The organism is Bradyrhizobium sp. WU425 (genome assembly GCF_021052305.1).
GTDB lineage: Bacteria > Pseudomonadota > Alphaproteobacteria > Rhizobiales > Xanthobacteraceae > Bradyrhizobium > Bradyrhizobium canariense_D.
Genome location: NZ_CP088089.1, coordinates 237577 through 263170, shown reverse-complemented (window position 1 = coordinate 263170; position 25594 = coordinate 237577). Strand labels below are relative to the sequence as shown.

Here is a 25594-nt window from a genome sequence, read left to right as displayed (position 1 = left end):
TCACGAACAGTTTTGCCTCTGTCGGGGCAAACCGTATAGCATTGCAGCGCTGCATGTGAACTGCCCATGGCCATTGCGGAAGTTTGATGATGTCGTCTTTTTCGACACGGCGGACATTTTTCGCCTTCCTTGCCACTCTGGCGTTCGGACTTCCGACCGCGACCGCGCAGGATGCGCGGCGGGCCTATGTGCCGCCCGCGCTCGACACCGTGCACGCCGTTCCCGCCGAACACGGCATGGTAGTAGCGCAGGAGAAAATCTCCGCGCAGGTCGGCGCCTATATCTTGCGGCGCGGCGGCAATGCCGTCGATGCCGCGGTCGCGACCGGCTTTGCGATGGCCGTGACCTATCCGCGCGCCGGCAATATCGGCGGCGGCGGCTTCATGGTGATTCATTCCACCGAGCGCAACGAAGACATCACGATCGATTATCGCGAGACCGCGCCGGCTGCGACGACGCCGCAGATTTTCCTCGGCGCCGACGGCAAGCCCGATGCGGCGAAGTCGCGGGATTCCGCGCTCGGCGTCGGCGTGCCTGGCACCGTCGCGGGTCTTGCGCTGGCCCTGGAAAAATATGGCTCGGGCCGGTTCACGCTGGCGCAACTGCTCGAGCCCGCGATCGTGCTCGCCCGCGACGGCTTCCTCGTCGGCGACGACATTGCCGACACGCTGCCGGGCTGGCACAAGCGGCTGGTGCGCTGGCCCTCCTCGGCCCAGATCTTCTCGCGGCCTGATGGCACGCCGCTTGGCGAAGGCGACAAGCTGGTGCAGAGCGATCTCGCCGAAACGCTGTCGGCTGTCGCCGCACAGGGCCCGCGCGGTTTCTATGAGGGGCCGGTCGCGGAAAAACTTGCCAAGGCCGTGACTGACGCGGGCGGCATCATGACGTCGGCCGATTTGAAATCGTATCAGGCTGTGATCCGCGCGCCGGTGCGCGGCACCTATCGCGGCTATGACATCGTGTCGATGCCGCTGCCGTCGTCGGGCGGCGTGGTGCTGGTGGAGACGCTCAATATCCTCGAAGGTTTTCAGCTCGCCGATCTGAAGCAGGGATCGCCGGCCTCGCTGCATCTGTTGATCGAGGCCATGAAGCGCGCCTATGCGGACCGGGCGCGCTATCTCGGCGATCCCGCCTTCGTCAACGCGCCGATCGGGACGCTCACCGCCAAAGATTACGCCGCCAAGCTGCGGGCAACCATCTCCGCGGATCGCGCCACGCCGTCGAAACAGCTCGTTTCCACCGCGGCCTCACCGCATGAGGGCAGCAACACCACGCATTTTTCCGTCGTCGACGGCGGCGGCAACGCCGTCAGCAACACCTATACGCTGAACTTCAGCTACGGCGTCGGCCTCGTCGCCGACGGCACCGGCGTGCTGCTCAACAACGAGCTCGACGATTTCACCGCAGCGGTCGGCGCTTCCAATGCCTATGGCCTCGTCGGGTTCGAGCCCAATTTGCCCGGGCCGGGCAAGCGGCCGCTGTCCTCGATGTCGCCGACCATCGTCCTGAAGGACGGCAAGCCGGTGCTGGTGACGGGCTCGCCGGGCGGCAGCCGCATCATCTCGACAGTGCTCCAGGTGATCGTCAACGTCCTCGATTACAACATGGAGGTCGCCGCCGCCGTGGCCGCACCGCGACTGCATCACCAATGGCTGCCCGACGAGGTCCGGGTCGAGAGCGGCTTTCCCGATAATGTGCTGCTCGAGCTGAAGGCGATGGATCATCACATCGTCGCGCCGATGGGGCAGACATCGGCGAATTCGATCGCGGTGACCGCCAACGGGCCGCTCGGCGCGCCCGATCCACGCACCCGGGGCGCGGAAGCAGCGGGGCAGTAACTCTGTCCTTGCATGGCGCGAAGGCCGGCGGCCGGCTTACGCGCGCCGCCGCGCGTGCTACCATCGCGAGGCCAGAGAAACAGCCAAAGAAAACACCGTCGGGAAACGCGCATGACCACCGTTGATCCGAACCAGCGCATCGAACGCGCCGAGATCGAGGACACCAGCCTTCTTGCCTTCTATCGCGACATGAACGCGCCGGAGCGGCGGACATTCTGGGCGTGCGCCGCGGGCTGGGCGCTCGACGGCATGGACTTCATGATCTACCCGCTGGTGATCGGCACCATCATCGCGCTGTGGAAGGTCGATGCGGGATCGGCTGGCCTCGCCGGCACCGTGACGCTGCTGGCCTCCGCCATCGGCGGCTGGCTCGGCGGCTATCTCTCCGACCATATCGGCCGGGTCAGAACGCTCCAGATCACCATCATCTGGTTCTCGTTCTTCTCGCTGATCTGCGCGGTCGTGCAGAATTTCGAACAGCTCCTGATCGCACGCGCGGTGCTGGGCCTCGGCTTCGGCGGGGAGTGGGCGGCGGGCGCCGTGCTGATGGGTGAAGCGATCCGGCCGCAATATCGCGGGCGAGCGGTCGGCTCGGTACAGTCAGGCTGGGCGGTCGGCTGGGGCCTCGCGGTGCTGTCGCAGGCGATCCTGTTCTCGGCCTTGCCGGCGGAGACGGCGTGGCGCTGGATGTTCGTGATCGGCGCGCTACCGGCGCTGCTGGTGTTCTACATCCGCCGCTCCGTGACCGAACCGGAGATCGCGGCCGAGGCCCGCGCCAAGCAGGCCGCGAGCGGCAATCGTCCGGCGCTCTGGGAAATTTTCTCGGGCCCGGTCCTGAAGACCACGATCCTGGCGTCGCTGATGGCGACGGGCTGCCAGGGCGGCTATTACGCCGTCACCTTCTGGGTGCCGCAGTTCTTGACCAAGGAGCGGCACCTGTCGATCGTCGGCTCGACCGGCTATCTCTCGACCCTGATCATCGGCTCCTTCATCGGCTATCTCACCGGCGCCTGGCTCGCCGACCGGATCGGACGGCGCAATCTGTTCCTGACCTTCTCGATCGGCGCGATGGCGGTTGTGCTGCTTTACACGCAGCTGCCGCTCACCAACGAAATCCTGTGGGTGCTCGGCTTCCCGCTCGGCTTTTTCGCCTCGGGCTATTTCTCCGGCGTCGGCGCATTCCTGACCGAGCTTTATCCAACGCGGCTGCGCGGCTCGGGCCAGGGGTTCTGCTACAATTTCGGCCGCGGCATTGGCGCGTTGTTTCCGTTCCTGGTCGGAGCGCTGTCGGCGACGACGTCGCTTGCGAATGCGATCGCGATCTTCGCAGTGGTGGCTTACGCGCTGTTCTTCATCGCCGCCTTCGCGCTGCCGGAGACGCGCGGGCGCGTGCTGCACGCGGACTGATGCAGGCTAACTATCGCCCCACCTGATACGGCCCGCCCTTTTCGAGGGCGCGGCTGTAAGCCGGCCGTGCATGAATGCGCTCCAGGAACGCCATCGCCTTGGGGTGGCCGAGCTCGAGCCCGCCGCGCGCCTGGGCCGCTTCGAGCGGAAAGCTCATCTGGATGTCGGCGGCGGTAAACTCGTTGCCGGCGAACCACTCGGTCTTGCCGAGCTCGCCTTCCCAGTAATCCATGTGCTGCTTGAGCTGCGGATTGACCAGCGCAGTCAGCGCCTGGTTCGAGACCTTGCGCACCAGCGGGCGGAGCAACGCCGGCGCGCGCTTCGGCATCAGCGTGAACAGCAGCTTGAGCAGCAGCGGCTGCATCGCCGAGCCTTCCGCATAGTGCAGCCAGTAGGTGAAGCGCAGCCGCTCCGGCGTGTTCGGCGGCGGGACCAGCCGGCCGTTGCCATAGGTGGCGATGAGATATTCGATGATCGCGCCGGATTCGGCGATGGTGTTGCCGTTGTCCGTGATAACGGGCGACTTGCCGAGTGGATGGATGGCGCGGAGCTCCTTCGGCGCGCGCATGTCCGGCTGGCGCTGATAGCGCACGATCTCGTAAGGCACGCCCAACTCTTCGAGCAGCCACAGCACGCGCTGCGAGCGGGAATTGTTGAGGTGATGAACGGTCAGCATCGCGTGGTCCCCGGGGCTAGGCATGGTTCGATCAGCCGCGCTTCGTGCCAGCCCGGGAACGCAATGTCGAGCCATCCGGTCGGGTATTTTAACCCGGATATATTGACCTTAGCAATTTACCCGGGTATTAAAGCTGCCATCGCGACCAATATGGCAATGATTCCAATGCAGAAGACTTTCACCGCTTTCCAAGGGCATCGCCGTCTGGTCTCCGGGCCGGCAGGAGAGGTCGCGCTGGTCATCAAGAGGATGACGGAGCGGCCGGACGAGCCCATCATCATCTTCGAGGACGCCACGGGCAGATCGATCGACTTCGATCTGCGCGGCGGAGACCGCGAGGTGCTGGCGCGACTGGCGAAGCTGGTCCCGCCCCCGGTTGAGGAGACCCCATCGCCGAGCGAGCCGCGCGGTCGCGGCCGGCCGAAGCTCGGCGTGGTCGCGCGCGAGGTGACGCTGCTGCCGCGGCACTGGGAGTGGCTCAGCGCGCAAGCAGGCGGCGCCTCGGTCGCACTACGGAAACTTGTCGAAGAGGCGCGGCGTGCCAGCGGCGACAAAGACCGCGAGCGGCAGGCGCGCGATGCGGCCTATCACTTCATGTCGACCATGGCCGGCAATCTGCCGCAGTTCGAGGAAGCATCGCGCGCGCTGTTTGCGGATGATCGGCGGCGTTTCACCGGACTGATCGCAGATTGGCCCGCCGACATCCGCGACCACATTGTCAAGCTCGCCTACAGCGACCGCGCTTAGGTGCGCGCCTTCTCACAACCCCATCGACGGCCAGGCCACGCGCATTGCGCGTGGCGACGGTTTCGCAGGCCCTGATGAAAGGCCAATCCATGTCCGCAGCCAAGCCGCTCTGGAAAAGTTTTCTGCGCTTCCTCGCACCGTTGATGCTGAGCAACGCGCTGCAATCACTGTTCGGCACCGTCAGCAACGTCTATCTCGGCCAGATGATCGGGATTGACGCGCTTGCATCGGTCTCGGTGTTCTTTCCGGTGATGTTCTTCCTTTTCGCCTTCGTCATGGGGCTGAGCACCGGCGCCACGGTGCTGATCGGCCAGGCCTATGGTGCGGGCGAGCAGGGCCGGATCAAGCTCATCGTCGGCACGACGCTCGCAATCGGCCTGCTGCTCTCGATTGCAATTGCACTGATCGGCGGCATCTTCAGCCGGCAATTGATGATGATGCTCGCAACGCCCGCAGACATTCTCGACCAGGCTAGCGCCTATGCCCGCGTCATGCTGCTCACCATGCCGCTCGGCTTCGTCTTCCTGCTGATGACGGCGATGATCCGCGGCGTCGGTGACGCGCTGACGCCTTTGCTGGCGCTGGCCTTGTCGACCGCGATCGGCTTGATCCTGACGCCGATTCTGATCCGCGGGTCGTTCGGATTACCCGCGGCCGGCATCACCAGCCCGGCCTGGGCAGCGGCGATCGCCAACGCGCTGACGCTGGTCGCGCTGGCGGCCTATCTGCTGCGAAGAAAACATGGGTTGGCACCGGATGCTGCACTGCTGCGCCATCTGCGGCTCAATCGTGTGGTGCTGGGACAGATCCTCGGCATTGGACTGCCGAGCGCGATCGGCATGGTGGTGATGGCGATCGCCGAGCTGGTGCTGCTCGGCCTCGTCAACGGCTTCGGCTCGAACGCAACCGCGGCCTATGGCGCGGTCAATCAGGTGATGGGCTACACGCAGTTCACGGCGATATCGATTTCAATCGCGGTCTCGATCCTCGGCGCGCAGGCGGTCGGCCGCGGCGACAGAGCGGGGCTCGACGGCATCGTGCGCACCGGACTTGCGTTCAACATCGTCCTGACGGGCGGGCTGGTGGCGCTGATCTATCTCGCGCCGCGCGCCGTGCTCGGCATCTTCATCACGGATGACGCCGTGCTCGAGCTGGCCAAGAGCTTGCTCAACATCGCACTGTGGAGCTCGGTGCCGTTCGGCCTGGCGACGGTGTTTTCCGGCGCGATGCGCGCTGCCGGCGTGGCACTGACGCCAATGCTGCTCGCGATCTTCGCCATCGGAGCAATCGAACTGCCGTCCGCGGTGATCCTGAGCCGCACGATCGGCCTTGAGGGTGTGTGGGCCGCCTATCCGATCGTGTTCTGCGCCATGTTCCTTTTGCAGATGGGCTATTACCTTCTGTTGTGGCGCAAGGGGACGATCCGGCGCCTGACCTGACCAAATCATCAAGAGATTATGACCGTCATTAAACGGTAGACCCGCGGCGCGCGCTGCGCCACAATGCGAAAAAAGCGACGTCAGGGAGCATGATTTTGACCGGCACAGCCCCGCAATTCCTGTTCGATTTCGGCAGTCCGAACGCCTATCTCAGCCATCTCGCGATCCCCGCCATCGAGCAGCGCATCGGCGTCAAATTCGAATATGTGCCGATCCTGCTCGGCGGCATCTTCAAATCGACCAACAACAAGTCCCCCGCCGAGACGCTTGCCGGCATCAAGAACAAGCGCGAATTCCACGCGGTCGAGACCGAGCGCTTCGTCAAGCGCTTCCAGGTGCAGCCCTATGTCATGAATCCGTTCTTCCCCGTCAACACGCTGAACCTGATGCGCGCAGCGATCGCGGCGCAGCTCGAGGGCGTGTTCGAAACATACGTCGAAGCCGCCTTCCACCACATGTGGCGCGAGCCGAAGAAGATGGACGATCCGGAAATCGCCGCGAAGGCGCTGGCGTCCTCCGGCCTCGACGCGCAAAAGCTGTTCGCTCGCGCCGGGGAACCGGAGGTGAAGGGCAGACTGATCAAGAACACCGAGGAGGCTGTCGCGCGGGGCGCGTTCGGCTCGCCGACCTTCTTCGTCGGCAACGAGATGTTCTTCGGCAAGGAGCAGTTGCGCGAGGTCGAGGAGATGGTGTCGGGGAAGTGATTTTCTCGAAGCAGGGAAACCGAACAATGTCCTTGACGTCATCCTGGCGAAAGCCAGGACCCATAACCACCGGATCGCATTTGGCGATAGGCGGGGGCTCCGACTTGTCCGACAAGAGGCAGTCGGGGTAATGGGTCCTGGCTTTCGCCAAGACGACGAAAAAGAACCAACAACAAGGACAATCCCATGCGTATCCTCGTGGTCGGCGCTGGCGCCATCGGCGGCTATTTTGGTGGCAGGCTGTTGCAGGCCGGCCGCGACGTCACCTTCCTGGTCCGGCCGCGGCGCGCCAGCGAGCTCGCGAGCGCCGGCCTCGTCATCAAAAGCCCGAACGGCGACGTGACCTTGAAAAATCCGCCGACCATTCAGGCCGACGCGCTCAAGGACAAGTTCGACGTCGTGCTGCTGAGCTGCAAGGCCTTCGACCTCGACGACGCCATCGAGTCGTTCGCGGCAGCAGTCGGGCCCAATACGGCGATCATCCCGATGCTCAACGGCATGAAGCATCTCGATATCCTCGACGACAAGTTCGGCAAGGAGCGCGTGCTCGGTGGCCTCTGCGCCATCGCCGCGACGCTCAACGAGAAGCGCGAGGTGGTGCAGCTCCAGCCGATGCAGTCGATCAATTACGGCGAGCGCGACGGCGAGCTGTCGGATCGCGTCAAGGCGATCGACGAGGCCTTCAAGAGCGGCATCGCTGGGGCCACCGCCAGCCAGAACATCATGCAAGACATGTGGGAAAAGTGGGTGTTCCTGTCCTCGCTGGCCGCGTCCACCAGCCTGATGCGCACCTCCGTCGGCAATATTCTCGCCGCTCCCGGCGGCAGGGATTTCCTGCTCGGCATGCTGGACGAGACCAGCGCGATCGCCACCGCGTCGGGCTACACGCCGGGCGGGCCGTTCTTCGAGCGCGTGAAGGGCAACCTCACCACCGAGGGTTCACCGATGACGGCCTCGATGTTCCGCGACGTCAAGGCGGGCCTGCCGGTCGAGGCCGATCACGTCATCGGCGACCTCATCGCTCGCGCCGATGCCGCCAAGGTGCCGGTGCCGAAGCTGCGCATCGCCTACACGCATTTGAAAGCGTATGAGAAGCAGCGGGTGGGGTAGCCGCAGCTTCCGCTATTTGAAATACGCGAGATAGTGCGAGACGGCGGTGATTTCCTCATCGCTCATGTGATAGGCGACATCGGCCATCGCAGCGCCACCGCCGCCGACGCGCTGGCTGCTCTTGTAGTCGTGCAGCGCCTTGACCAGGTATTCCTCGCGCTGGCCCGCCAGCCGCGCGACGGCCTTGGTGCCGGCAAAGCTATCCGTATGACATGAGGCGCAGCGGCGGCCGGCGGCAACTTGGGCGCCCTTTTTCGACAGGTCCGGATCCTTGTCCTCCGCCGCTGTGGGCGGCGTCAGCGCGGCGAAATAGGCGCCGAGATTGCGGACGTCCTCGTTGGTGATTTCCTCGGCGATGGGTTGCATCTGGTCGTTCTTGCGCGAGCCGGCGCGGAAAAACACGAGCTGCCATTGCAGAAATTGATCGGGCTGGCCCGCGAGCGAAGGAATGTTCTCGGTCTGCGAGATGCCGTTCTCGCCGTGACAGCCGGCGCAGACGACGGCCTTCTCCTTGATCGCGGCATTGTCGGCGGCGCTTGTGGGGAGAGAACCGAGCGCGAGGAGCGCGACCGCGCTGATTGCGTGCGAGATGAACTGCCGGCGCATGATTGGAATTCCGATCTATCGAACGCGTCATTCCGGGGCGAAGAAGCGCGAGCTATGATGCGCAATGACGCATCTGAGAATTCGATAACCCGCGTTCGTGGCCAAGGGTTCCGGACTTGCGCGCAAGCGGTGCGCGATCGGAAACGACAGCGTGCGAAATTGAAATGAGAAAGGCTGCGGCGCCCTCTCGGCACCGCAGCCTCGCGTCGTCTTACGCTACTTCTTGCTGTAGCTGATGCGGTAGATCGCGCCGGCCCAGTCGTCGGCGACCAGGATCGAGCCGTCCTTGGCGAGAATGATGTCGTCGGGACGGCCGAGATAGCCTTGGTCGCCCTCGATCCAGCCGGAGGCGAACACCTCCTGCTTGGCGTTCTTGCCATCGGGACCGACGATCACGCGCATGATGCGGCCGCCCTGGTACTTGTGACGATTCCAGGAGCCGTGCTCGGCGATCAGGATGTTGTTCTTGTACTCGGCCGGGAATTGGTCGCCGGTATAGAACTTCATGCCCAGCGGAGCGACGTGAGCGCCGAGGTTCAGCACGGGCGGCGTGAACTCGGAGCATTTGTGGCCCATCGCGAACTTGGTATCCGGCAGATCACCCTGGTGACAGTAGGGATAACCGAAGTGCTCGCCGATCTTGCTGATCATGTTCAGCTTGTCTGAGGGCAGATCGTCGCTGATCCAGTCGCGGGCATTCTCGGTGAACCAGAACTTGCCGGTGCGCGGATCGACGTCGCCCCCGACCGAGTTGCGAACGCCGAGCGCATAGATTTCCGCATTGCCGGTCTTGGGATCGACGCGGCGGATCTGCGACACGCTGGTCGGGGGAATGCCGATGTTGAAGGGCGGTCCGAACGGAATGTAGAACCAGCCTTCCTTGTCGACCGCGATGTATTTCCAGCCATGCGCGGCATAGGACGGCATGTCGTCATAGACGACCTTGCCCTCGCCGGGATTGTCGAGCTTGTTTTCGATGTCGTCGTAGCGGATCAGCTTGTCGACCGCGATGACGTAGAGGGCACCGTCCTTGACGGCCAGACCCGTGGGCATGTTCAGGCCCTTGAGGATCGTCTTGACCTCTTTCTTTCCGTTGTTGTCCTTAATCGCATAGACGTTGCCGAGGCCGAATGAGCCGACGAACAGCGTGCCCTTGTCACCCCAGGCCATCTGCCGCGCGGCCAGCACGCCGGAGGCGTAGACCTCCATCTTGAAGCCCGGCGGCAGCTTGACCTTCTTGACGATATTGGCGAGCTCGGCGTCGGACGCGCCGGTGGGCGGACCCGACGGCGGCGCCAGGCCCTTCTGCGCCTCGGTCTCGTCGCCGAGGAACCAGTCGTCCGGCGGATGGGTCCAGAACTCCTTGGTGCCGGATTCGTATTTCTTCAGCGGCTTGTTCTTGTCCTGCTGCTGCGCGTGACCGACGCTTGTCCCCGCGAGAAGGGCAACCGCTGCAAGCGCCAGGACGGATTGAAAGACGGATCGATGGAATTTCATCGCGTCACTCCCCTAAGGCAGCCATCAGGGCTGCACATTTATTTTATTTTGCTATCGAGAGGCGAAGTTCGGACTCTGTCGAGAGGACAGACGCAGAAGGTTAGCACATCTGCGAGCGGTGAGAAGCGCGCCGCGTGCGCTGCGATAGCCCTCAGTAAAAATTGAGACGGAAAGGCAATGATCGCGAATGCCGCTACGACAACGCTCTCGCTGCAGCGCGGAATCGAGATCATGCGCGGCTAATTTGCAGGCAGCAGGAGGTCTGGAACAAAAAAAGCGAAAACAACCCCATGCAAAGTAGAACGGCTCCGGCCATCTTGCTGCCGGGTGACTCCGGGTAGACATCTGACGGATCGAGCGAATTAGCAAAGGTGGCGGCTACGGGGCGACGGGGTAAGGACCATCGTCGAAAATCGTCTCATGATAGCCTTTCGACCCGACATCGCGCGCCAGCGTGCTGCGAAAATCGCGGTCATCGCGAAGGCATTTCAGGACATGCGCAAAGTCGAATTCGGGCCGCCAGCCGAGTTCGTGCCGCACGCGCTCGTTGACATAGACGCGGTCGATCGCGGGGAACAACCGCCAGCCTCGCGCCGCATAGAGCTCCGCACAATCCGGATAGAGCTCGTGCACCACACCGGCCGCGTCGCGCGCCAGTGCGGCGAGATGGCGCTGCTCGAACGGGCTCGTGGCCGACAGGATGTAGCGGGCAAACCCGATGTCCGGCGCGCGCTCGGCGGCGAGCAGATGGGCGCTCACCGCGTCCGCGATATCCAGCCGGCGATAGAGCAGCTCGTTGGCCTGCGCATTCTCCGGCGCGTAAGCCGACCGCATCGCCGGATCGTCATCGTCTTCCGGGAAGAAGCGCGAGGTCCTCAAGACCACGACAGGCAGGCCGCGCTCGCGACAGAACAGCTCGCAGAGAGTCTCAGCCATCAGCTTGGTCGTGCCGTAGATGTTCTTCGGAATCGGCGGCAGGTCCTCGGTGACCCACACCGCGGCTTGGCCCGCCTCGGGGCGAAGCTGCGAGCCAAACGCGCTGGTGGTACTGGTAAAGACAAAACTGCGCACGCCGGCGGCCACGGCCGCTTCAAGCAGGTTGAGCGTGCCGGTGACGTTGGTGTCGACAAAGTCTTGCTTGCTGTGGGTCGCCACATGCGGCTTGTGCAGGGTCGCGGTGTGGATCACCGCGGTGACGCCGTCCATCTGGGCTCGGACGAAGTCGGAATCGACGATCGAGCCCACGGCATCGGTGAAGGGCGATGGCTTCAGGTCAATCCCACGCACAGACGAATCGCGCCCGCGGAGCGTGCGGAGAAGACCCTCGCCGAGATGGCCCGCGCTGCCTGTGACCAGAATTGTCATTCGAGACCCAAACGGCCGCCAGAGGCGTGGAAAACCACGTGCCCATCCGGCTCACTGGATGCTTTGGGAGAAAATTGGAGCGGGCGAAGGGGCTCGAACCCTCGACCCCGACCTTGGCAAGGTCGTGCTCTACCACTGAGCTACACCCGCATCCTGTGTCGGTCGCATGACTGCGCCGGCAACGGCTGTCGTATGCCAAAAGCGGGAGGGGAATGCAACAGCTACCGGCGGCATAGATGCGCAATCGGAGGCCCGATATGGACCCGAACGCGGCCAAATGCCCCAAAAAAGGCTCCGGAACCGGCGAATCGGCCCACACGGATTGAAATTCGGCCGTCCCGGCCCAATTTAGGGCCAACAGCGAAGCATATGAATTGGCGACGTGCTAAAGACCCGCCAATTCCAGACATCAGACGAGGGGATCCCGTGACGATCATCGACCAGGGTAACGGAGCAGCGGGCCCGGCTGCCGCCGATCTGATCAAGGACACGACTACCCAGACCTTCGTGAAGGACGTCATCGAGGAATCGAAGCGCCAGCCGGTGCTGATCGACTTCTGGGCGGAGTGGTGTGGCCCCTGCAAGCAGCTCACGCCCTTGCTGGAAAAAGCGGTCAAGGCCGCCAAGGGCAAGGTCAAGCTGGTCAAGATGAACATCGACCAGCACCCGGCGATCCCGGGCCAGATGGGCATCCAGTCGATTCCGGCGGTGATCGCCTTCGTCAACGGCCAGCCGGCCGACGGCTTCATGGGTGCGGTCCCGGAGAGCCAGCTCAACGCCTTCATCGAGAAGCTGACCAAGGGCGTGACCGCGCCGGGTGAGCCGAATATCGCGGAGATCCTCCAGGAAGCCGAGGCCGTGCTCGCAGAGGGCGATGCCGCCGCGGCCGCCCAGATCTACGCGGAGGTGTTGCAGCTCGAATCGACCAACATTGCGGCCCTCGCCGGGCTCGCGAAATGCTACGCCGTCTCCGGCGCGATGGAGCAGGCCAAGCAGACGCTCGCCATGGTCCCGGAATCCAAGCGCAACGACCCGGCTGTGAAAGCCGTGCAGACCGCGATCGATCTGGCCGAGCAGGCGGAGCAGCTCGGGCCCGTCGCCGAGCTGGAACAGAAAGTCGCCGCAAACCCGCTCGATCATCAGGCCCGATTCGACCTCGCGATCGCGCTCAACGCGCAAGGCAACCGGGCAGCGGCCACCGAGCAGCTGCTCGCGATCGTCAAGCGCGACCGCAAATGGAACGACGACGGCGCCCGCAAGCAGCTGGTACAGTTCTTCGAGGCCTGGGGCGGCACGGACGATGCAACCGTCGAGGGACGCAAGCGCTTGTCGATCATCCTGTTTTCCTGACGCGCGCTGGCAAGGCCAGGGGACCCGGCAGATGCCGATCAACATCGAATATCGCGGGCCGGCCGACCTTCCGGAGATCCTTCCGGTGTTTCCGCTGCCGGGCGCGCTGCTGCTGCCGCGCGGGCAGATGCCGCTCAACATCTTCGAGCCGCGCTACCTCGCGATGATCGACGATGCCTTTCGCGACGGCCATCGCTTGATCGGCATGATCCAGCCCGACATCGCGCATTCGCCCAAGAATTCCGACAAGCCGGCGCTGTTCCGTGTCGGCTGTGTCGGCCGCATCACCCAGCTCGCGGAATCCGGCGACGGCCGCTACATCCTCGAGCTCACCGGTGTCTCGCGCTTCAAGGTCGTCGAGGAGCTTGAGGTTCTCACCGCCTACCGGCAGTGCAAGGTGGATTTCTTTGCCTTCGTCGACGACTTCACGCCGCGCATGGGCGAGGAGGAGGTCGATCGCGAAGCACTGCTGACGGTGCTGGCGGACTTTCTGAAGGCCAACAACCTCAAGGTTGACTGGGAGGGCGTCGAGACCGCTCCCAACGAAGCACTCGTCAACGCGCTGGCGATGATGTCGCCCTATGGCGTGGCCGAGAAGCAGGCGATGCTGGAAGCGCCCGACCTGAAGACCCGCGCCGAAATTTTGATCGCGGTGACCGAGATGGACCTCGCGAAGAAGCGCACCAGCGGCGATCCGCCGCTGCAGTGAGGGTAGGAATGCTCATGCAGCGTGGTAGGCCGCTTCGGCACCTCGCCGCAGCATGCTGGTGATGCTGGATGCAGGCATCGGCCGGCTGAAATAGTAGCCTTGTGTTTCGACGCAGCCTTCCTCACGGAGGATGTCCAGCTGCTCTTTCGTTTCGACGCCTTCGGCGGTCGTTATCTTGCCGAGGCTGACAGCAAAACGAACCACTGCCCGCGCAAGATGGTGCGCCTCTGCGCTCGGGCTGGATAGTTCGCTGACGAAACTGCGGTCGATCTTGATTTTGTCGAACGGGAATCTCTGCAGAAAGCTCAGAGACGAATAGCCGGTGCCGAAATCGTCCAGGGCAACTCGCACGCCAAGCTCGCGCAATTGTCCGAGCACCGCGAAAGCAGCCTCGCTATCGTGCATGATCACCGTCTCGGTGACCTCGAGCTCGAGCCTGTGTGGCGCCACTCCCGAACTCGCCAGCGCGCCGACAATGACAGCAACGAGTTCCTTGCTCCTGAATTGAGCGGGAGATAGGTTGATAGCGATCCTGACATGCGCAGGCCAATTGGCGGCTTCCGCACAGGCGGTCCGCAAGACCCATTCTCCCAGCGGCACGATAAGGCCTGTCTCCTCCGCAAGCGGGATGAATTCGCTCGGCGTGACCAGTCCTCGCTGTGGGTGATGCCAGCGGAGCAGGGCCTCGAAGCCGCGGGTCTCGCCGGTAGCGGCGCTGACGAACGGCTGATAGTGGAGCTCGAACTGACGATCGGCAAGGGCATCCCGCATATCGTGCTCCAGGTTGCGTCGCGCGTGCATGAGCTCGTCGAGTTCCGGCTCGAAGAAGCGGTATGCGCCACGTCCGCCACTTTTGGCGGAGTAGAGGGCGAGATCCGCGCTCTTCATGATCACGTCGGAATCGCTGCCATCGCGCGGCGCGATGGCGATTCCGATGCTGGTGCCGACCGTGACCCGGTGATCGCCGAGATCGAAGGGCTCGCAAAGCGCCCTTCCGATGCTCTCGGCCAGGCCGGCAGCCTCCACGGCTGGATTGGTGACGTAATCGATCACTGCGAACTCGTCGCCGCCCAGTCGAGCGATCAACGCGGTTTCGGTGGTGCATTCGCGCAGGCGCGCGGCGACGGCGCGGAGCAGGGAATCCCCCGCCGGATGTCCAAGCGTGTCGTTGACTTCCTTGAAGCGGTCGAGGTCGAGCATGAGCACGGCCAAGTCGACGCCACCGTTGCGAGTAACTGCGATGGCATGCTCCATCCGCTCCCTGAGCAGCACGCGGTTGGGCAGATCGGTCAACGCGTCATGTTGCGCCATATGAGTGATTTTGGCCTCAGACCGGCGCTGCTCGGTCACATCGAGATGTGTGGCAACCCATCCGCCACCGGCCATTGGCTGCCGCGTCACGCAGATCAACCGACCGTCGGCAAACTCGTCGATCCTGCTTGAGACCGCATCGAACGGCAGCGCGGCCAGCTTCGAGATGAATTGCTCGGCAGCCCCCTCGCTGAGATCGCCCTTGAGGATTCCGTTCACGATGCGATGCCTGATGATGTCGGTGTGCGACGTCCCCGTCCGCAGCAGTTCCGGCGGCAGCCGATAGAGTCGGGCGTAGCGCTCGTTGCAGACGACAAGCCGCTTCTTGGCGTCAAACATGCAAAGGCCCTCAACCATGTGGTTGATCGCGGTGTCCAGCCTGAGCGTCTGATCCTGCAACTCTCTCTGCGAGCCTTCGAGCTGCTGCCGGGCGATCGAAAGCTGGCTGATGATCTCCTCGAATTTGCTGGTTCTACTTGCCAGGCGGCGGTCGGCGAGTACGCCGATCAGGCTCATCCCAAGTACAGATAGTGCCACGCCGGCGATGGCGAGAGCGAGGAAAGTCGGCGAAAGCGACAGACTGTCGGTTGAACGCGTCGGATCTGGAACGATCTGCACGGCACCCATCGCCGTGAAGTGATGCGAGACGATAGCAAGGGTCAGCAGGACTGCCGCCAACAGTGCGCCCCAGGAGTTCTTGTACCTGACTGCAACAACGAGGGCGGCACAGCCGAGGCACATGCCCAGAATGACCGAGGCAAACACCAGATCCAGCGACCAGGTGACGCGGCCCGGCACTTCAAGTGCCCACATTCCGAGATAGTGCATGCTGGCGATGCCGCCGCCAATGACGACACCGCCTGCCGCGGCGCGCCACCGGCCGGAATAGCCGGCCGCAATGCCGAAGCCGCCCGACGTCAACAGCATTGCCGTAGCAAGCGAAAGCGCCGTCAGTACGATGCCGTAACCGGTCGTAACGCCGGGTTCGTAGGCGAGCATCGCGACGAAATGCGTTGCCCAGATCCCATATCCGATGGCAGCGCCGGCAATCCCGATCCAGATCAACCGCGTTCTTGCGGGCGCCACGATCGCACGATGAAAGATACTGACCGCGACGCTACTCGCGAGCAAGCAGACCAGACCGGCGAGCAGGACAAGCCGCCAATCGTGCTCGACGGCAAGGCAAGCGAAAACCCGAAACATCCCAGCCGCTCCATCGTGGATATTGCCGATAGTGTCCGTGCTAATCCGCCTTCGCGTTAATTTTGTGCAACGCCTGATTGCATGCTTATTGGTTGCTTAACGTGGTCAGTGCAATTTGAAATCTGGCGGGCGCCCGCGCAGGACAATGCGCGCCACCGGTCGTAGAGCCAACCGAGAGCACTCTGGAACCGGCAGCGAGGCCTGGAGCGGAGGAAGGCGACACCGATTGGCGGGGGAGGAGACGCGCCGAACCGAAGCTTCGGTTCTGACACAATCAGAACCAATAGTGCTCTAGAGGTGATGACGGATGCGCTTACGTCCAGTGATCATCGCGCTGATCAGATTCTCGCGCTGAAGACGCCCCATCATCAGCACGCCCAAGACGTGCAGCACGATCAGGACGATGACCGCGTCGGATGAATAATGGTGAGTGTCCTCGACCCACCAGACACCGAAAAAGGTCACGGTCACCGACATCGCGCCCGTGATCGTCGAGACCGCCAGCGAGACCAGCAGCGCCACCAGCATCAACGTGCCGGCTGGATTGAGACCGATATAGCGGCCGGTGATGCCGCGGCGCAGATTCCAGAGATAACCCGGCGCGGCCCGAAGCCTGACGCCGACCATGCGAAAGCGCGAATAGCGGCTTCCCCAAAAACCCCAGACCAGACGGAACGCAAGAAGGCCGAGTACGGCATAACCGACGATGCGGTGAAGTCGGTCATAGACGGTCGGCGTGAACCACGCGGCCAGAACGCAAGCCGCGAGCGCCCAGTGCCAGAGCCGCAGCGGGAGGTCCCAGACCGCGACTGTCCGCGCGGCGGTTCGATCCGCGGGGGTCCGGTCGGACCCCCCGCGAGCGTGCGGCACCGTTTCTTCGATCAAGCGAGGACCACTCAGGCGTAGCATTGCGCAGACACTTCGCGCGGTCTACTTCGCAATCGTGTGCTTCAGGCTGAGATCTTCTGGGCTGTAGAACAGCTCGTAAAGCTTGCCTTCCTTGACGCCGTAGACCTCGTAGCACGAGCCTTCGATCTTGGAGCGCCGCACCTCGTAGCCGAGCGCCTTGGCCTTGGCTTCGGCGTCGCTCGCCGGCTTCCACGACGCCTTGTCGAGCTTGGTGCAGTCCTTGAAACCATCGGCCAAGGCTGCCGATCCCATGCCAATCCCGATCGTCAATGCAACGGCAACAACACGAATAACCTTCACGAACGTCTCCTCTTCTGTCGTGGGCGCTGCGCCGGCAGGCGAAGCGGGACCGAAGGAAGCAAAGCACATGATGAAGTCAATGCGGTTCGCGGCCAGTTCGCTTTAGAGTTATTCTAACGATCCGAAAAAGTTCAGCGCTCTCCGTATGCAGCGCGCATTTGAGACGACACTGCGGCCTTACGTCTCACGGTTTGACAGCAGGCTGATCCCGACGCGCAAGCTCAGTAGCCAGCAACCGCCATGACGACGACGGCGGTGAGCGCCATCCATCCAAAATGCCGGCCGCTTGTGGCCCATGCGTTGGCGAGAGCGGAGAAGCCGAACACACCGGCCATGGTGACGACGATCCAGTGACGCGCTGGCTCCGATTGCATCCAGGGCGCCGCGATCAGGAGCACACCGCCGCCGATCCAGGCGACGGTCGAGGCCTGCCAGACCAGGCGGATCAGGGTGCGGAGCCGCTCCGGCTCGATGCGGGCGCGGGCAAAGACCTTGGTCTCGCCGAGAATGCCATGAATGAGGGCCACGGCAATGGTCAAGACCCCGGCGCACTGGAGCAAGAGATCACGCATCGTCAAAGCTCCCTGCAAATATGGTCCATACAGTTATGTATGGTGGGATAGGCGCTGGCCTGCCGGCTGTCAATACACTAGTGTATGTTTGCATCCGGAACCCGACATGGCCGAACAGCTGACCGCCGACGACTGGATCAAACAGGGACTGAAGGCGCTCGCGCGAGACGGCTTCACCGCGCTGAAGGCCGATCCGCTGGCAAAAGCCATGGGGGTCTCGCGCGGCAGCTTCTATTGGCATTTCGCCGATCTCGGCGCATTCCATGCTGCTCTCTTGAAGCGCTGGCGCGAGATCGCGGCCGAGCAGATCATCGCCGATGTCGAGGCGGACAGCGACGAGCCGCTGAAAGCGCTGCTGCGCAGGACTTTTGGCGCGCGGCTCGACCTCGAGCGCGCGGTGCGGAACTGGGCGGCCTTCGATGCGGCGGCACAAACGGCGGTGCGTGCCATCGACCGGCGCAGGCTCGACTATATCGAGGAGCTGCTGAGGAAGCGTGGGTTCGAGGCGGCGACAGCGCGAGCCCGCGCGCAAATCCTGTACTGGACGTTTCTCGGCTTCGCCCTGTCGGGCCCGCCAGCGCCGGCCGCGCGGCTTGAGGGCCTGCTCGACGAGATTCTGCGGATGGTTGCCGCTTGAGGCGACGCGATGGGCTGCTACGATTTTTTATGCTAGAGGCAACCGACCGTCGGAGACCCCCATGAACGCGCCCACCGAACGCCCCGAAGCCAGCGTCGATCCCAAATTGCTGGAGATTCTGGTCTGCCCGCTGACCAAGGGTCCGCTGGAGTTCGATGCTGCAAAGCAGGAGCTGATTTCGCGCAGCGCCAAGCTCGCCTATCCGATCCGCGATGGCATCCCGATCATGCTGCCGGAAGAGGCCCGCAAGATCGATTGAGGGACTTGTGGCCCGATGAGAGACTTGTAGCCCGGATGGAGCGCAGCGAAATCCGGGGTTCCTCGTATGACGCAGCGGCCCCGGAATACGCTGCGCTCCATCCGGGCTACCGAAAATCCTACAGCGCCTCGCCCTTCAACAGCCGCGGTATCTCACCGGTCAAACCCGCGGCTTGGCGGATAAAAAGATTCTTCAGCGGCGGGGCGCGATCGACGAGGCCGAGGCCGATGTCGCGGACGGTGCGCAGCAAGGTGGACTGGTTGGAGAACAGGAAGTTCAGCGAGTTGGTGGCAACGCCCATGGCCATGGTGTCGAAGCGGCGCCAGCGCTGATAACGTTCGAGCACGTCGACGCCGCCGATATCCATGCCGAGCCGCGCGGCATCGACCACGACCTCGGCCAGCGCGGCGACGTCCTTCAGCCCCATGTTGAGACCCTGGCCCGCGATTGGGTGGATGACGTGGGCGGAATCGCCGACCAGCGCGAGGCGCTGGGCAATGAAGGAGCGTGCGACGAAATAGGACAGCGGAAACGCGCGCGGCTTGTCGAGCGCCTTCACCTCGCCGAGATGCAGGCCGAAGCGCTGCTCGAGCTCGCCGTGAAATTCCCCATCGCTCAACGCAACGATACGCGCGGCTTCGCTGCGGCGCTCGGTCCATACCAGCGAGGAGCGCTTGCCCGAAAGCGGCAGGATAGCAAACGGACCCGCCGGCAGAAAATGCTCTTCGGCGCGGCCTTCGTGATCGCGCTCATGGCCGACAGTGACGACGATGCCGGATTGATCATATTCCCAGCCGTGGGTGGCGATGCCGGCGCGCTCGCGCAGTTTCGACTTCGCACCGTCGGCCGCAACCAGGAGGCTCGCTGCAATCACGCTGCCATCACCGAGCGTCACGTCGATACCTTCGGCCCGCGCGTCGTAAGACGACACTGTGGTCGCGCGGAGATCGATGCCCTCGGCCTCGGCGCGCACCACCAGCGCATCAATGAGGCGGCGGTTCTCGACCATATGCGCGAAGGGCTCACCCGGCGCGACGTCGCCGGCAAAGTTGAGGAACGCCGGACGGGTGGCGTCTTCCAGCTTGGAATCGGTGACAATCATGTCGAGGATCGGCTGCGCCTCGCCCCTGACGTCGTCCCAGGCGCCGATCGCCTCGAACAGGCGGCGGCAGGCGGCCACGATCGCGGTCGCGCGCGGGTCCCGGCTCGGACGTGTGGAGAGCGCGGGGTCGGCGACGATGACGGGGATCTCGGGGCCGAGCCCCTGGCGCAGCGCCAGGGCCAGCGCCAGGCCCGCAAACGCGCCGCCACCGATGACAATGCTACCCTGTACCGACATACCCAATTCCCGGCTAAATCCTGGCCTTGCTAGCAGACTTGAGGTGGGCGAAACAGTGCGGTGAAACAAGGGCGGATAGCCCCCATTGTGTCGATCCGGAGCAGCGAACCCCGGGGCGGCAAGGCGAAAGCTGAAATCCATGTCCAAGAGCCTGATCGACCTCATCTCGATCCTCGACCTCGAACAACTCGAGGTGAATCTGTTCCGCGGCAACAGTCCGAAGACCAGCTGGCAGCGGGTGTTCGGCGGCCAGGTGATCGGACAGGCGATGGTTGCAGCGTGCCGCACCGTCGAGGGCAGGCTGCCGCATTCGCTGCATTGCTATTTCATCCTGCCGGGCGATCCGCAGATCCCGATCATCTATCAGGTCGAGCGCCTGCGCGACGGCAAGAGCTACTCGACGCGACGCGTCACCGCGATCCAGCATGGCAACGCGATCTTCTCGATCATGGTGTCGTTCCACGCGGAGGAAGAGAGCGCGTTCGATCATCAGGACAAGATGCCCGACGTGCCGCCGCCGGAAAAGCTGACGGCGGAGGAAGTCGCGAAGCAGCCGATGTTCAAGGAGATGCCGGAGTTCATCCGCCGCTATTATGAATCCGACCGTCCGATCGAGCTGCGCCCGGTCGAGCTCGGCCGTTATTTCGGTGAGAGGATCGAGGACGGCCGCATCCATGTCTGGATCAAGACCGCGGCAACGCTGCCGGACGATCCGGCGCTGCACATGTGCGCGCTGGCCTATGCGTCGGACTTCTCGCTGCTCGATGCGATTATGGCGCGCTACGGCCGCACCCTGTTCGACAAGCGCATGATGCCCGCGAGCCTCGACCACGCGATGTGGTTTCACCGTCCGTTCCGCGCCGACGAATGGCTGCTCTACGCACAGGATTCGCCGAGCGCGCGAAGCGGCCGCGGCTTGACCCGCGGCTCGATCTTCAAGCCTGACGGCACGCTGGTGGCCTCCGTCGCGCAGGAAGGCTCGGTGCGCGAACGGAGAGCCTAAGAGGCACAAGCACGATCGATCGCGCTTGTGCCTTTCGAGGTCAGGCCCGGAGCGATCCCCGCGGAGCCAGAACCGTCTCCGACGCGAACCAGTTCATGATCCAGCGATAGACCCACGGGATCGGGATGATGAAGCCGCACAGGAATGCGGCCACGATGCCCCGCCAGAGAATCCCGAGACCGCTGCCGTTGAACACGATCTCGCGCCGCGTGCCTTCGATGCTGCGGCAGAACCAGCGCATCTGAGCCGCGGCGACCCAGGCCCAGCCGATGATGGTGATGATGGAAATCGCGAACAGCAGGCTCCAGCCGACATAGGCCCAAACCGTGCCGGTGAAGCTCAGGCCGAGCGGCTGCCCATTGGAGGCGAGATTCGCGACCATCCATTTGATCAGGAGCCAGTACAGAACGAGCTGGGCGATGAACAGCAAATTGCTCAGCAAGGGAACGCCGATGTAGCCGATCACGACCGCCAGAACGATGAAGCCGAAATACCAGGGCACCAGCGCCATCGCATTGCCGGTGAAGCTGAGATTGGGCCGCCCGGGGACCTTCACGCAGGACACGATCCATTTCGTGTACCAGACGAACACCCACGGCACCGGGATGATGAAGCACATGCCGATCAGCATCACGATGCTGCGCCAGGTGAACTCGAGGATGCCGAAATCGACCGCCAGCGATCCTCCGGCGCCACCGCCGCCGTAGCCCCCGGAGCCCATCATCGGCGGGCCGCCAGCCGGCATCATCGGGGGCGCACCGCCCCCGCCGATCAGGCCGGGGATTTCGGCCGCCTTCTGCCAGCCGGCCATGCCGTCCGACCACACCAGCGTATCCGGACGCACGACTCCCTGGGCGACGAGGTCACGGAATTGCCCTTCCGGATAGGGCCCCTGCTGCTTGCCCTCGGATGCGTAGAACCAACTCGCCATGAAGCGTCCCCCTCGAACATAGTTTTGTACCGGCCGCGACGCTTGGGTTTCATCGCATCCATGCCAAAAACGCATTGTGGAGGATGAACGGCTGCCCTGTACAGAGGCGGCCGTTCACATGGCCCAACGATTTTCCGCTTCAATCTGCAAGTTTTTTATGCCATTTGCCCGGAAAGATGCCAGATTGACGCTGCGCCGGGGACATACGGCGCGGCGCATCCCGGGGAATAGGCCTGACCATGAAACTCGTCGTCGCGATCATCAAACCCTTCAAGCTCGATGAGGTCCGTCAGGCCCTGACGGCGATCGGCGTCCACGGCATGACCGTGACCGAAGTGAAGGGCTATGGCCGCCAAAAGGGCCACACCGAGATCTATCGCGGCGCCGAATATGTCGTGAATTTCCTGCCGAAGCTGCGGATCGAGATCGCGGTTGCCTCCGATATCGCCGAGAAGGCCGTCGCGGTCATCACCGCGACCGCGCGCACCGGCCAGATCGGCGACGGCAAGATCTTCGTCACGCCGATCGATCACGCGACCCGCATTCGCACCGGCGAGACCGACAGCGACGCGCTCTAGATTTTTGCTTTGACGCGTTTTCTTTTCGCGAACCGGTAACCGCTTCGCTCGACAACGCTCTTCTTCGATCGCACCGGGCAACGGCGCCACGGCGTGCGACACAATCAATAGCTGGGGGAAACGACATGGCGGGATTGTTGCGCCGCGCGGCTGCTATCGCCGCGCCGATCGGGCTTGGGTCGATCATGGCTTCGCCGGCGCGTGCCGCGGGCTCCGAGATCAACACTGCCGACACCGCCTGGATGATCGTCGCCACCGCGCTGGTGCTGATGATGACGATCCCGGGGCTCGCGCTGTTCTATTCCGGCATGGTGCGCAAGAAGAACGTCCTCGCCACCATGGCGCAGAGCCTCGCCGCAGTGACGATCATCTCCATTCTCTGGGTCGCGTTCGGCTATTCGTTGTGCTTCGTCGGCGACGGCCCGTGGATCGGCACGCTCGACCGCTGGTTTCTCTCCGGTATGACCATGGACAGCGTCAACCCGGCGGCGAAGACGATCCCGGAAGCGCTGTTCATGCTGTACCAGATGACGTTTGCGATCATCACGGTGGCGCTGGTCGCGGGCGCGGTGGCCGACCGGATGCGGTTCTCCGCTTATCTCCTCTTTTCCGTGGCCTGGTTCATCTTCGTCTACATTCCACTCGCGCATTGGGTGTGGGGCGGCGGCTTCCTCGCCGGAATGGGCGTGCTGGATTTCGCCGGCGGCCTCGTGGTGCATCTGTCGGCCGGCACCGCCGGCCTCGTCGCGGCGAAGGTGATGGGACGCCGTCATGGCTACGGCACGGAAAATCTCTCGCCATTCGATCTGTCGCTCGCGGTGATGGGCACCGGCCTGTTGTGGGTCGGCTGGTTCGGCTTCAACGGCGGCTCGGCGGGCGCAGCCAATTCTCGCGCGGTGATGGCGATCATCGCGACCCATCTCGCAGCCTGCTCCGGCGCGCTGACCTGGGGCGCGATCGAATGGTCGACGCGGCGCAAGCCGTCCGTGCTCGGCATGATCTCCGGCGCGGTGGCCGGCCTCGGCACCATCACGCCGGCCTCGGGATTCGTGGCGCCCTGGCACGGCATCGTCATCGGCGTGATCGCAGGCCTCGTCTGCTACTGGGCCTGCACCTGGCTGAAGCACCGCTTCGACTATGACGATTCGCTCGACGTGTTCGGCGTCCACGGCATCGGCGGGATGACCGGGACCCTGCTGGCCGGCGTGTTCGCAACGAGCGCGATCGGCGGCACCGCCGGCCTGCTCGAAGGCCATCCGCAGCAGCTTCTTATCCAGCTCTACGGGGTCGCCGTCACCTTCGTCTGGTCGGCAGGCATGAGCTTCGTCCTGCTCAAGCTGGTCGGTCTGTTCGTGCCGTTGCGGGTCTCCCGCGAGCACGAACTCGAGGGGCTGGATATTTCGCAGCACGGCGAGGCGCTGCAGTAATTGGGCTTGCGCAACACATAAGCGTATGCTTATGTGTCGCCATGATCGAAGCCGACATCTTCAAAGCGCTGGCCGACCCGACCCGCCGCAAGGTCTTTGAGAAGCTTGCCGGCGGAAGCCTGAATGCCAGCGCCTTGCGCGACGGATTGGAGATCAGCCAACCGGCGATGTCGCAGCATCTCGCGGTGCTGCGCGGCGCGGGCCTGGTGCGCGAACAGCGGCAGGGCCGCTTTGTGAATTACGAAGTCGATCCCGAAGGAATCTCCGCGATCGGGGCCTGGCTTGCGCGCTACCGCGCCTATTGGCCGAAACGCATGGATGCCCTCGCCGATCTCTTGAAGGAGATGGATCAATGAGCGACGCCGTGAAGCCTGATCCCTCCGACGCAGACTTGGCGCTCAAAACAGACCTGGTGCTCGAATATGAATTCGATGCGCCGCCGGCCAAGGTCTGGCGCGCGGTGACCATTCCGGCTTTGCGCGAGCGCTGGTTGCCGGATTGCGATCTTGCGGGCGCCGAGCCGGAATCAGCGATCCCGGGCCAGGAGGTGCGCTACCGGCTGCGCGATTCCGAACCGCCGTTTCGCGAAAGCCATGTCATCTTCCGGATCGAGCCGAACGAGGATGGCGGCACCCGCTTTCGCATCATCCAGCAAGCCTGCGAGATCCGTATGAAGCTGCCGCAGCCGGCCAACAGCAATGGCTGCCTGATGCGCGCGGCCGCCTGACACCAACACCACTTCATCACCCGCAGAAAATGGAGGTCGCCGATGCGCGACATGCTTCAGCTCGTCCCTATGGTCGTCGAACAATCCGCCCGCGGCGAGCGATCCTTCGACATCTATTCGCGCCTGTTGCGCGAGCGCATCATCTTCCTCAATGGCGAGGTCAATGATGCGATGTCCGGACTGGTCTGCGCGCAGCTCCTGTTTCTGGAGGCGGAGAATCCGAACAAGCCGATCAATCTCTACATCAATTCCTATGGCGGCGTGGTCACCAGCGGCCTTGCGATGTACGACACCATGCAATTCATCAAGGCGCCGGTGCATACGCTGTGCATGGGCACCGCGCGCTCGATGGGCTCGTTTCTGCTGATGGCCGGCGAGCCCGGTCACCGCGCCGCCCTGCCCAATGCGAGCCTTCACGTGCATCAGCCGCTCGGCGGCTTTCAGGGCCAGGCGTCCGACATCCTGATCCACGCCACCGAAATGCAGGAAACCAAGCGGCGCATCATCCGGCTCTATGCCCAGCATTGCGGGCGCCCCGAACCGGACGTGGAACGGACCTTGGACCGCGACCATTTCATGACCGCGCAGCAGGCGGTCAACTGGGGCCTGATCGACCGGGTCTTCGCGGAACGCAGCGCCGCCTGACGGTCCCTGCCGGGGACCCGTCCGGCAAGCCTCGCCCGCTCAAGCAGGTTGGCCGGTTGCGCGCATTCCGTGAGCACAAGTGCGACGGGCCCGATATTTCGCGGCACGACAAGCCCTGCAATAGGCGCGCGCCTTACGGAAATACCTTTCTGCTGCCCTACGTGTGAGCACCAATGTGTCGACAGCCTGTCGTGCCTGTATTTTAATCAGGCATGGTCAGGTATTGAGCGCGGCGTAATGGCGCACTGCACGGCACTACGCGTCAAACGCGAAAACACCCGTTTTCATAGTCCGTTAGGCAACAC

At 63.7% G+C, this 25594-nt stretch carries 27 protein-coding genes and 1 tRNA gene; 17 read left to right on the top strand and 11 right to left on the bottom strand.

The window, feature by feature from the left end:
• Positions 1–86: 86 nt before the first annotated feature.
• Both ggt and BcanWU425_RS01240 read left to right on the top strand, forming a co-directional pair.
• The gene (gene ggt, locus BcanWU425_RS01245) at positions 87–1838 is read left to right on the top strand and encodes a gamma-glutamyltransferase (RefSeq protein WP_204512905.1); all 1752 of its coding nucleotides are present in this window, start codon (positions 87–89) and stop codon (positions 1836–1838) included.
• Between the two features lie 111 nt (positions 1839–1949).
• Positions 1950–3245, top strand: a complete 1296-nt coding sequence (locus BcanWU425_RS01240) for an MFS transporter (protein ID WP_085349215.1) — start codon at positions 1950–1952, stop codon at positions 3243–3245.
• A 10-nt stretch (positions 3246–3255) separates the two neighbouring features.
• Here the strand turns inward: BcanWU425_RS01240 and BcanWU425_RS01235 are convergent, their stop codons facing one another.
• A complete protein-coding gene (locus tag BcanWU425_RS01235; RefSeq protein WP_085349216.1) occupies positions 3256–3921 on the bottom strand; it encodes a glutathione S-transferase family protein in 666 nt (221 codons plus the stop codon).
• Between the two features lie 150 nt (positions 3922–4071).
• On the opposite strand from BcanWU425_RS01235, the gene BcanWU425_RS01230 reads away from it, so the two are divergent.
• From BcanWU425_RS01230 to panE, 4 genes are all read left to right on the top strand, one after another.
• A complete protein-coding gene (locus tag BcanWU425_RS01230; RefSeq protein WP_085349217.1) occupies positions 4072–4668 on the top strand; it encodes a DUF2239 family protein in 597 nt (198 codons plus the stop codon).
• A gap of 74 nt (positions 4669–4742) precedes the next feature.
• Positions 4743–6107: an MATE family efflux transporter gene (locus tag BcanWU425_RS01225; protein WP_231189604.1), complete on the top strand. Its 1365-nt coding sequence runs from the start codon at positions 4743–4745 to the stop codon at positions 6105–6107.
• Positions 6108–6196: 89 nt separating this feature from the next.
• Positions 6197–6811 (top strand): 2-hydroxychromene-2-carboxylate isomerase, encoded by a 615-nt coding sequence (locus tag BcanWU425_RS01220; RefSeq protein ID WP_204512907.1) that lies wholly within the window; start codon positions 6197–6199, stop codon positions 6809–6811.
• A 186-nt stretch (positions 6812–6997) separates the two neighbouring features.
• Positions 6998–7921: a 2-dehydropantoate 2-reductase gene (gene panE / locus BcanWU425_RS01215; protein ID WP_204512908.1), complete on the top strand. Its 924-nt coding sequence runs from the start codon at positions 6998–7000 to the stop codon at positions 7919–7921.
• 12 nt (positions 7922–7933) lie between these two features.
• Here panE and BcanWU425_RS01210 read toward each other — a convergent pair whose 3' ends face one another.
• From BcanWU425_RS01210 to BcanWU425_RS01195, 4 genes are all read right to left on the bottom strand, one after another.
• Positions 7934–8527, bottom strand: a complete 594-nt coding sequence (locus tag BcanWU425_RS01210; protein WP_204512909.1) for a c-type cytochrome — start codon at positions 8525–8527, stop codon at positions 7934–7936.
• A gap of 216 nt (positions 8528–8743) precedes the next feature.
• Positions 8744–10024 carry a PQQ-dependent sugar dehydrogenase gene (locus BcanWU425_RS01205; RefSeq protein WP_085349220.1) on the bottom strand — a complete coding sequence of 427 codons (1281 nt, stop codon included), beginning with the start codon at positions 10022–10024 and terminating at the stop codon, positions 8744–8746.
• A gap of 378 nt (positions 10025–10402) precedes the next feature.
• Positions 10403–11389, bottom strand: coding sequence for an NAD-dependent epimerase/dehydratase family protein (locus BcanWU425_RS01200; protein WP_204512910.1), 987 nt, complete (start codon positions 11387–11389; stop codon positions 10403–10405).
• A 75-nt stretch (positions 11390–11464) separates the two neighbouring features.
• Positions 11465–11539 (bottom strand) — tRNA-Gly (locus tag BcanWU425_RS01195).
• 276 nt (positions 11540–11815) lie between these two features.
• Between BcanWU425_RS01195 and trxA the strand changes: the two genes are divergently transcribed.
• Both trxA and BcanWU425_RS01185 read left to right on the top strand, forming a co-directional pair.
• Positions 11816–12739 carry a thioredoxin gene (gene trxA / locus BcanWU425_RS01190; protein ID WP_007598659.1) on the top strand — a complete coding sequence of 308 codons (924 nt, stop codon included), beginning with the start codon at positions 11816–11818 and terminating at the stop codon, positions 12737–12739.
• Between the two features lie 31 nt (positions 12740–12770).
• A complete protein-coding gene (locus BcanWU425_RS01185) occupies positions 12771–13448 on the top strand; it encodes an LON peptidase substrate-binding domain-containing protein (protein ID WP_018459676.1) in 678 nt (225 codons plus the stop codon).
• A 12-nt stretch (positions 13449–13460) separates the two neighbouring features.
• Here BcanWU425_RS01185 and BcanWU425_RS01180 read toward each other — a convergent pair whose 3' ends face one another.
• Positions 13461–15890 carry an EAL domain-containing protein gene (locus BcanWU425_RS01180; protein WP_246776217.1) on the bottom strand — a complete coding sequence of 810 codons (2430 nt, stop codon included), beginning with the start codon at positions 15888–15890 and terminating at the stop codon, positions 13461–13463.
• Between BcanWU425_RS01180 and BcanWU425_RS01175 the strand changes: the two genes are divergently transcribed.
• On the top strand, positions 15855–16022 hold the full coding sequence (locus BcanWU425_RS01175; protein ID WP_231191005.1) for a hypothetical protein: 168 nt from the start codon (positions 15855–15857) through the stop codon (positions 16020–16022). The two genes, BcanWU425_RS01180 and BcanWU425_RS01175, sit on opposite strands and share 36 nt — an antisense overlap.
• A gap of 231 nt (positions 16023–16253) precedes the next feature.
• Here the strand turns inward: BcanWU425_RS01175 and BcanWU425_RS01170 are convergent, their stop codons facing one another.
• From BcanWU425_RS01170 to BcanWU425_RS01160, 3 genes are all read right to left on the bottom strand, one after another.
• Positions 16254–16847: a cytochrome b/b6 domain-containing protein gene (locus BcanWU425_RS01170; protein ID WP_018459674.1), complete on the bottom strand. Its 594-nt coding sequence runs from the start codon at positions 16845–16847 to the stop codon at positions 16254–16256.
• Positions 16848–16892: 45 nt separating this feature from the next.
• Positions 16893–17171 (bottom strand): PepSY domain-containing protein, encoded by a 279-nt coding sequence (locus BcanWU425_RS01165; protein WP_007598654.1) that lies wholly within the window; start codon positions 17169–17171, stop codon positions 16893–16895.
• Positions 17172–17392: 221 nt separating this feature from the next.
• Positions 17393–17743 carry a hypothetical protein gene (locus tag BcanWU425_RS01160; RefSeq protein ID WP_018459672.1) on the bottom strand — a complete coding sequence of 117 codons (351 nt, stop codon included), beginning with the start codon at positions 17741–17743 and terminating at the stop codon, positions 17393–17395.
• A 106-nt stretch (positions 17744–17849) separates the two neighbouring features.
• Between BcanWU425_RS01160 and BcanWU425_RS01155 the strand changes: the two genes are divergently transcribed.
• Positions 17850–18380 carry a TetR/AcrR family transcriptional regulator gene (locus tag BcanWU425_RS01155; protein WP_018459671.1) on the top strand — a complete coding sequence of 177 codons (531 nt, stop codon included), beginning with the start codon at positions 17850–17852 and terminating at the stop codon, positions 18378–18380.
• A 61-nt stretch (positions 18381–18441) separates the two neighbouring features.
• Positions 18442–18639, top strand: a complete 198-nt coding sequence (locus BcanWU425_RS01150) for a Trm112 family protein (protein ID WP_018459670.1) — start codon at positions 18442–18444, stop codon at positions 18637–18639.
• Between the two features lie 118 nt (positions 18640–18757).
• Here the strand turns inward: BcanWU425_RS01150 and BcanWU425_RS01145 are convergent, their stop codons facing one another.
• Positions 18758–19978, bottom strand: coding sequence for a ubiquinone biosynthesis hydroxylase (locus tag BcanWU425_RS01145; RefSeq protein WP_018459669.1), 1221 nt, complete (start codon positions 19976–19978; stop codon positions 18758–18760).
• Positions 19979–20117: 139 nt separating this feature from the next.
• Here BcanWU425_RS01145 and tesB point away from each other — a divergent pair, with 139 nt between their 5' ends.
• Positions 20118–20981: an acyl-CoA thioesterase II gene (tesB, locus tag BcanWU425_RS01140; protein WP_018459668.1), complete on the top strand. Its 864-nt coding sequence runs from the start codon at positions 20118–20120 to the stop codon at positions 20979–20981.
• Positions 20982–21021: 40 nt separating this feature from the next.
• Here the strand turns inward: tesB and BcanWU425_RS01135 are convergent, their stop codons facing one another.
• Positions 21022–21912, bottom strand: a complete 891-nt coding sequence (locus BcanWU425_RS01135; RefSeq protein WP_018459667.1) for a DUF4339 domain-containing protein — start codon at positions 21910–21912, stop codon at positions 21022–21024.
• A 239-nt stretch (positions 21913–22151) separates the two neighbouring features.
• Here BcanWU425_RS01135 and BcanWU425_RS01130 point away from each other — a divergent pair, with 239 nt between their 5' ends.
• The 5 genes from BcanWU425_RS01130 (at position 22152) to BcanWU425_RS01110 (ending at position 25289) form a co-directional block, all read left to right on the top strand.
• Positions 22152–22490: a P-II family nitrogen regulator gene (locus BcanWU425_RS01130; protein ID WP_007598647.1), complete on the top strand. Its 339-nt coding sequence runs from the start codon at positions 22152–22154 to the stop codon at positions 22488–22490.
• A 125-nt stretch (positions 22491–22615) separates the two neighbouring features.
• A complete protein-coding gene (locus tag BcanWU425_RS01125) occupies positions 22616–23917 on the top strand; it encodes an ammonium transporter (protein ID WP_018459666.1) in 1302 nt (433 codons plus the stop codon).
• A gap of 41 nt (positions 23918–23958) precedes the next feature.
• Positions 23959–24273 carry an ArsR/SmtB family transcription factor gene (locus tag BcanWU425_RS01120; protein ID WP_018459665.1) on the top strand — a complete coding sequence of 105 codons (315 nt, stop codon included), beginning with the start codon at positions 23959–23961 and terminating at the stop codon, positions 24271–24273.
• Positions 24270–24644: an SRPBCC family protein gene (locus tag BcanWU425_RS01115; RefSeq protein ID WP_018459664.1), complete on the top strand. Its 375-nt coding sequence runs from the start codon at positions 24270–24272 to the stop codon at positions 24642–24644. Before BcanWU425_RS01120 ends, BcanWU425_RS01115 begins: the two co-directional genes overlap by 4 nt.
• 42 nt (positions 24645–24686) lie before the next feature.
• Positions 24687–25289 carry an ATP-dependent Clp protease proteolytic subunit gene (locus tag BcanWU425_RS01110; RefSeq protein ID WP_204512911.1) on the top strand — a complete coding sequence of 201 codons (603 nt, stop codon included), beginning with the start codon at positions 24687–24689 and terminating at the stop codon, positions 25287–25289.
• The last annotated feature ends 305 nt before the right edge of the window (positions 25290–25594 follow it).